Source organism: Microcystis sp. M061S2 (assembly GCF_020245605.1).
Classification (GTDB): Bacteria; Cyanobacteriota; Cyanobacteriia; order Cyanobacteriales; family Microcystaceae; genus Microcystis.
The window spans coordinates 1-7,308 of the sequence record NZ_JADBUP010000049.1 but is presented as its reverse complement, the minus strand read 5'-3'; the positions used below and the strand labels follow the sequence as shown (position 1 = coordinate 7,308).

General features: G+C 40.5%; 6 protein-coding genes, 1 tRNA gene and 1 pseudogene. 2 read left to right on the top strand and 6 right to left on the bottom strand.

Features of this window, described 5'->3' with window-relative positions:
• From IM475_RS09485 to IM475_RS09470, 4 genes and pseudogenes are all read right to left on the bottom strand, one after another.
• A pseudogene (locus IM475_RS09485) lies at positions 1-234 on the bottom strand (flagellar assembly protein H); the annotation flags it as partial.
• A 551-nt stretch (positions 235-785) separates the two neighbouring features.
• The gene (locus tag IM475_RS09480) at positions 786-2,276 is read right to left on the bottom strand and encodes an MFS transporter (RefSeq protein ID WP_287727390.1); all 1,491 of its coding nucleotides are present in this window, start codon (positions 2,274-2,276) and stop codon (positions 786-788) included.
• Between the two features lie 22 nt (positions 2,277-2,298).
• Complete coding sequence (gene recO / locus IM475_RS09475) at positions 2,299-3,081, bottom strand: DNA repair protein RecO (protein ID WP_287727389.1); 783 nt, start codon at positions 3,079-3,081, stop codon at positions 2,299-2,301.
• 82 nt (positions 3,082-3,163) lie between these two features.
• Positions 3,164-3,236: transfer RNA gene (locus IM475_RS09470), tRNA-Ala, on the bottom strand.
• Between the two features lie 77 nt (positions 3,237-3,313).
• Between IM475_RS09470 and trhO the strand changes: the two genes are divergently transcribed.
• The gene (trhO, locus tag IM475_RS09465) at positions 3,314-4,126 is read left to right on the top strand and encodes an oxygen-dependent tRNA uridine(34) hydroxylase TrhO (RefSeq protein WP_287727388.1); all 813 of its coding nucleotides are present in this window, start codon (positions 3,314-3,316) and stop codon (positions 4,124-4,126) included.
• Between the two features lie 49 nt (positions 4,127-4,175).
• On the opposite strand, the gene IM475_RS09460 is transcribed toward trhO, so the two are convergent.
• Positions 4,176-5,723, bottom strand: a complete 1,548-nt coding sequence (locus IM475_RS09460; protein WP_287656919.1) for a protein kinase domain-containing protein — start codon at positions 5,721-5,723, stop codon at positions 4,176-4,178.
• A gap of 57 nt (positions 5,724-5,780) precedes the next feature.
• Entirely contained in the window at positions 5,781-6,191 is a 411-nt protein-coding gene (locus IM475_RS09455) for a coiled-coil domain-containing protein (RefSeq protein WP_287656921.1), read from the bottom strand.
• A gap of 381 nt (positions 6,192-6,572) precedes the next feature.
• On the opposite strand from IM475_RS09455, the gene IM475_RS09450 reads away from it, so the two are divergent.
• Entirely contained in the window at positions 6,573-7,094 is a 522-nt protein-coding gene (locus IM475_RS09450; RefSeq protein WP_287656922.1) for a hypothetical protein, read from the top strand.
• The last annotated feature ends 214 nt before the right edge of the window (positions 7,095-7,308 follow it).

Sequence of the window (7,308 nt, the reverse complement as noted above, 5' to 3'; positions counted from 1 at the left end):
CTCCAGATGAATCAGAAAAAAAGATTCTTTTCCGCGAAACTTAACTTGTGCGACTAAATCGCTTTCATGCCTTTCTCCTTCCGTGACATCGGTAAATACTTCTTTGTCTAAAAAAGTAATCGAGTCCCTATCTAAATAATCCATCACTTGAGGAAAAAACAACTCAACAAATTCGACAAAAAAGGTGGAGATTAACTCCTTAAATAAGCGATCATGGTCAATATTATTAGTCATGTAATATAATTTTAACGAATCTGAGCGGTGAATGACTACCAGAAAATAACAACTTTTTGATTCTAACAAGTTTAAGGTTACTTTGTCTCCTGATACTAAATCTGGTTATTAAAGACTGATTATTTATTCCCCTTTTTGCATGAGGCATGAGTAGAAAACGGGTTTCTCCGAGAAACCCGTTTTCTGTGCGTTACTCAGTAATTACTACCACAAGCTACCGTTTAGTTAATGTTAGTTTCGCTTCTTTGCGGGGGGTATGGGAGAATAAATAAAGGCAATCTCCTGACTTGAAAGAGGGTGTAGGGTGTGGGTTGTGGGGTGTAGGGAAGGAAACCTCTTTCATCTGTGGGGGTGAAAATTTTTTCATCGGGACTGAATACTGAATACTGAATACTGAATAAGTACCTAAGCAAAATTAATTACACATATCTAACCACCTCTTGCCTCTTGCCTCTTGCCTATCTTCACTAGGAAATTAATTTTGCACGACTACTTACTGACTCCTGACTCCTGATTACTGTTTACTGATAACTGATAACTGAAAAGTTTCGCTAATCTTTAGATAAATTGCCAGAAACATACCAAGTAAAACCACCGCCGATAACTGCCATAACTGCTAAAGCTAATAATACTGGTCGGAGTCCGAATTGAGTTTCGGCGATACCCGCCACGGCTAATGGTAAAGAGAGGGCAATATTAACGGCATTGTTTTCTAAACCAAAGACTTTACCGCGCATTTCGGGGGGTGTATCTGCCTGTAGGGTAGTTTGCATGGGAACCCCGACTAAAGCGGCAAAAATCCCTAATAAAGCGGTCATAGCGAAGGCTAAAATTAAACTCTTTGTGGCTAGAGATAAACCGATTAAAGCTGCCGCCATACCCAGGGAACCCCAGAGACTTAATTGGGTGTGGGAGAATTTTTGGCCCCAATAACCCAAAGTAATCGCACTAACTGCCATTCCTGCACCACAGGAGGCTAATAAAAAGCCGAATTGAGAAGCTTTTAACCCGGGTAGTTTTTCCGCCATACTGACGGCTAATACTGATAGAGCGGCAAAAATACAGAATAAGATGACTAACTGAATCAGAGCGTTACGAACTTTATGATTTTTGTTGAGGTAACGAATGCCGTCGCGGATATCTTCCCAAACATGGGGCTGTTCTGCGGTAGGAATAACATATTTTTCGTTAGTTCGCAGGATAATTAGAATTAAACCGGCAATTATATAAAAAGCACCGACAATCATCACTTTGCCAATATCAAATTGTCCGGCTCTCGTGCCGAAAATGCTATCGGCAAAAGCTAATACCGGTTCACCAATGGCAAAACCGATAATTAATACCGCCATGGTGGTTAAAGTGTTGAGGGAATTAGCCGGTAGAAGATGACGACGTTTTACCACTAATGGCAGGGTAGATTGTTCGGCGGGGGCAAAAAATTGGGTTAAGGTGGAGACAAGAAAAGTAATGACTAACAACAGGAAAAAACCGAAGGGTAAGTTAAATTCTCCCTGTAACCGGTAATGCCAATTTCTTAAACCTTCCGGCAGCCAACCGAGGGGAACGGCTAAAGTTTGCTCGCGCACTAACCATAATAATAGGGGAATGAGGAGGACAAAAGCCCCCCGTAAAAGGTTAGAAATAACCAAAACTTGTTTTTTTAACCATCTATCAACATATACACCCGCCACCGAACCCACTAACACCGCCGGAATTGTATTAGCAATCATTATCGCCGATACCCAGCCACTAATCGACTGATCGGCTTCTTGGTAATGGGTGGCAATTAGGGATATCATCAGGACTAAATAGAATTTATCCGCTAATTGGGAAAAAATTCCCCCCGCCCAGAGAATGAGAAAGCGCGGGTTTTTTAGCACTGGGGCAAAACCCTGACTAGGATTGGATTTGGGCGCACGTTTAGGCAAGCGGTTCATGGTTTCTGCGTCGGATTGCCTCGGTGAGGAATCGGAAGAATTAAAAACAGGTGTGGAGGAGTCGCTAGAATTAGCGTCGCTAGTTTCTGAGTCAAACAGTTGCATTATGATGATTTTTGCTATCTGTTTAAAATTCTAAGGGAGATAAACCCTCAACTAATGCCGAGGAGCGAAAAGTTTTTCCCAGATGATATTGAGTATAGCGGCGCAGCAGGCGATCGAGGTTAATCCAAGCTAGTTCTGAGGCAAGGTTTTCTTCTGGGGGAAAATCTGTTTTTCCTAGGCATTGCAGTAATTGCAGTTCTTGCAACGTCAGTTTACTATCGATTTTGGGCGGGTTGATTGTTTCTGTCAGGGCAGCTAGATCTATTATTCCCCCTGCCTCAAAACTAAATCCTAGGCAATTTTCCCCAACTAAAGCTTTTCCCGTCAACAGGCAGTTATGGACTTGCGGCACTAAACCGGCAATTATTAAGAAATGAAAAATTGCTTGACAAAGGTAGGGAAGTATGTATTGATTTTCGTCGAGGACTTCAATTCTGGCCAGATGGCTGCAGATTAATTCGTATAATTCCCTCTGGGGTTGTTCGCTCAGTGCGAGCGCCAAAACCAGTTCGCAGAGGTATTGACTAACGGTGAGTTTGGCGAGATTTTGACTTAATTTGGGATAAGATTCGATAGTTTCAGCTTGAACGACCTTATCTAGGGATTTTCCTGCGACTATTAACAGATTATTGACCACAAATAGTTCGCTTCTACCCCGCAGGGAAGATTTATACTTGCGCGCACCTGGAGCGATGGCTCTAATTAAACCATACTCGGCGGTCAAAATAGTTAAGAGGCGATCAGCCTCTCCGAAGGCCATTCCTTGCAGATTGATTCCAGTAGCTTGATAGGTACGAGACATCATTTAATAATTAACTAGCTAATTGTCTCGCCAAAAAGACTTGAGCTAATCACCAAGCAAAAGGGAAACTATGGGGGAGATGCTATGGAGGTTAGCGGACTCGAACCGCTGACATCCTGCTTGCAAAGCAGGCGCTCTACCAACTGAGCTAAACCCCCGATCTGGTTTTTGAGACACTCTCGTTATTATAACCTATAGTGAAAAATATTACAAGTTAATTTTCCCCTTGCCTGCCATGTCTTATCTAGTCGCCACTTTTTACCAGTTTGTGGCTTTGTCAGATTATCGTCAAAAACAGCCAGAAATACAAAAATACTGCCAAGAAAGAGGAATTAAAGGAACTATTCTTCTGGCAGCCGAGGGGATTAATGCAACGATCGCTGGGAACCGTCAAGCGATCGCCGAGGTGATTAGTTGGTTAAAAACCGATACTCGTTTAGCTCATCTAGATGTAAAAGAGTCTGTTTGTGATTATTTGCCCTTTCAACGCTTAAAAATTCGCTTAAAAAAGGAAATTGTGACTTTCGGTCAACCCAAGGCTAATCCTCTCGAAAAAACAGGAATTCATCTCAAAACTGAAGAGTGGAACCAATTGCTGAAAGAGCCGGACGTGGTAGTGATCGATACGCGTAATAATTATGAAGTGGCGATCGGTACTTTTGCCGGAGCGCTTAACCCAGAAATCCAGCATTTTCGCCAATTTCCTGAGTATATTCACGACAATTTTGATAGTATTAACGATAAAAAAATAGCTCTTTTTTGTACGGGGGGAATTCGTTGTGAAAAGGCGGCAGCTTTTTTATTAAATCAAGGTTTTTCTCAAGTTTATCAGCTAGAGGGAGGTATTTTGAAATACTTAGAAGAAGTTAGTCCCGATCAGAGTCTTTGGCAAGGAGAATGTTTTGTTTTTGATCAAAGAGTAGCCCTAACAGCTAATTTAGAGGTAGGACATTATGAAATGTGTCCCGCTTGCGGTCATCCCATCGATGAAAAAGATCAACAGTCCCCCAATTACCGAGCGGGAATATCTTGTCCCTATTGTAGTTAATTTTCTCCTATCTTAACCGCTCTCATCTCCCTACTTTTCTAGTATCTGGTTACTTTTTCTTGCGGATTTGTGTACCAGAAATCATGTCATGAAGGGCGCGTTTTTTCTTTGTCCAGGCTGCCAGTAAAAAGCCCAAATATAAGGGAGCAGTGGAGAGAAATTTTAGTAAGTAGCGGCGATTGGCTCTTGCAAAAGATATGCGTCGGCCTTGGCTATCGGTGACGGATAAATCAAAAAACATTTTACCAATAGTGGCTTTAAAAAGATATTCTAAGAAAACATAATATAACCATTTAATAACTATTCCTAAACCAAGAGCGGTCAGGATGGCAATATGTTCGTGAGTAAAGTTAAGTTTGGCTTGAATATTATAGATAATTGCCGCTATAAATAAAGCAAACCCGATAATTGTTGTTCCAGCTGCACTTAATCCTGCTGCATAGTAAACCCACATTTCTTTGGGTATATTAAAGTTAAGATTTAAATCTTGGAAAGTTGACCATTGTTGTAAGCGAAAACAGATATAACCACCTAATAAAGCGGCGATAATAAAAACGATAAAAGAATCAATTAAAGAGGCTTTTAATCGGAGCCAAAACCCAGCATAACTAGGAGAAATTGCGGCGAGTAAAGAAAAAAGTGCAGGATTGGGAATAGGAACAATTTTAGGTTTTTCAGGAGAAGAATTTTTGGTTTTTTTAGTTTGATGGAGATTAGCTTTAATATCGGCAATAATTTTTAGCAAAGTTTTGGTATCTTTAGGTCGATCAATAGGTTTTTCTACCATTAAATTATCGATAAAATCTGCTAATCTAGAAGGGATATTTGGGGCATATTTACGCCAGTTAAATTCATTGGTATTGATATTATAAATTTTTGGGTCACTGGGTTCTTTACCGGTTAACAAAAAGACGAAAGTTTTGCCCAAAGCATAAAAGTCTGATTGGGGGACAGAGTGACCACGAGATTGTTCAGGAGGAGCATATCCGGGGGTATAAATTCCCGTATTTTTACCTCCTGCTAGGACAGTTTTAGTCACCTGTCGCGCTGCTCCAAAATCAATTAAAACTAATTGACCATCGGGTTTTAAAATAATATTAGAGGGTTTGATGTCGCGATGATAGAATTTATGTTTATGAACCTCGTGGAGAATATTAGCTAACTGAGTTAACCAATCCAAAGCGAGATGATAATCAATCGGTTTAAATCCTCTTTGTTTTTGATGTTCTTCTAAGTCAATACCAGCAATTTTCTCCATAACTAAACAGTGTAAAGCAGTTTGACTCTCCCGGGGATGATAAATAAAATAGTTTTCTCCTTTGGGAATACCGGGGTGATTTAATTGTTTTAAAAGATTGGCTTCCTGTTGAAATAAATCAATAGCTTTGCTGGAATCGTAGGTAAGAACTTTTAATACTTTGGTTATTTTATGTTCATCTATCACTTCATAGGTATTACCAAATCCACCTTTGGCACTCAATAAATTTGTGACTCGATATTTACCATTTAAAAGCAAGTCGGAACCACAGGATTGACAGTAACGACTCTCCGTGATACTTTTCGGTTTAGGACAATGGGGATTAATACAAAAACTCATAGATTTTATTGGTAGAGTACAAAATAAACTTGATGATAACAATATTCCCTGCTATATTTAAGGTTTGTTGCCAAGAAAAAAGCCGCGCAATCCCAAAGTGACCACGGCACTTAAAAAAGCCACAACCATGGGGATAATCAGAGATTTAAACCCTTTCAAGTCCGCAATATCTTTAACTAGGATTGCATAACTATCCTCGACTTTTTCCAGTCGTTTATCCATTGTTTCGACTTTCTGATCAAGAGTTTTAATATCTCCTTTGATTTCTGTGACTTCCACCTTTAAATCATTAACATCTCTTTGGAGAATGTCAAATTTTTGATCCATATCTCTTTGGAGAGTATCAAATTTTTGATTAACATCTCTTTGGAGAGAGTCAATTTTCTGATTAACCTCTTTAATACTATCTTTAATTTCTTTCAGGACAGATTCGAGAGAATAGGTAACGGTTTCGCTAGTTTGTGTCATAATTAGAAACCTCTTGTTGATATAGCCAAATATAATTAGGTTATGCTGAAAAAGTTTTTCGTTGGTGTGGGTTGTCGGGTGTGGGGGTTGACCCATTTTAGGGAAAAAGTACCTGAATTTTCCCCCCGATTACTCCAATGGCTGGCACTTTTTGATTTCAAAAAAGCCTAAAGATATTATCCAACAAAGTTTTTAGATTTATTCAGCCAGCCCTAATTATTCCCCTGTTGCCTATTGGTAGGAGCCAAGGACGATTTTGCTACCAGAAAATTTTCAATTGTGGCCAGAGATCGATCATGGTAATTTAAGAAAGCGATCGGGGAACTCTCACAGGGAAGATCCCGACCCTAACCAGGGAGTGACTGTTTAACTGTCTGTCCTATGTACAAGTCTATTACTGTTTTAACGCTGCTGACGGGAATTATCGCCGTTGACGTGGTTTTTGCTCAATCCACTGTTAATCTTACCATCGCAGTTCAACAGGGAGAATCCTACGAAGGATTATTGACTAGAGCATCGCAATTAGCGGAGAAAACTATCATCAGTCGTTTTAATCAACAACAGGGTATTAATAAAATTGATTTATTAATAACCGCCGAAAAATCAGGGGCGATCGCACCTTTGCTCTCGGTGAAGGTATCCCGTCAAGATTGGTTTGGCCATCCCAATATTCAACGCTGGGCTAATGTTTTTCCCTTTGGCAAAGCTCTCCTCGGTTTTAGCTCTCCCGCACCCGTAGTCACCCCGAAAAGTCCCCCCGCTGCCGTTAATCCCACGCCATCTCCAGCACCATCTCCCAGTGCTACCACTCCTCCTCCTGCTTTACCCTTCGAGGATGAGCCGAATAATGCTCCCCAAATCCCCATTCCTAAGCAAAGATTAACCACTCCAGCTAATCGTTAATTGATAGGAAAAGGAGGGACTTTCGGCAGATATAGCAGTTCTCACACCTGTGTGGTACAGTTAAACCTTTGCTAATTAACGTCAGTTCGGGATAAGGGAGGAAAGAAAAGGCGGGGGCTAGTAAGCTGAAAAATATATAAACTCAGCACCCCCAACCCATCTATGTCTAGTCTAGAAGCTCTTTTCTGTCATGTCGACGACTTCTGCCGTGTAT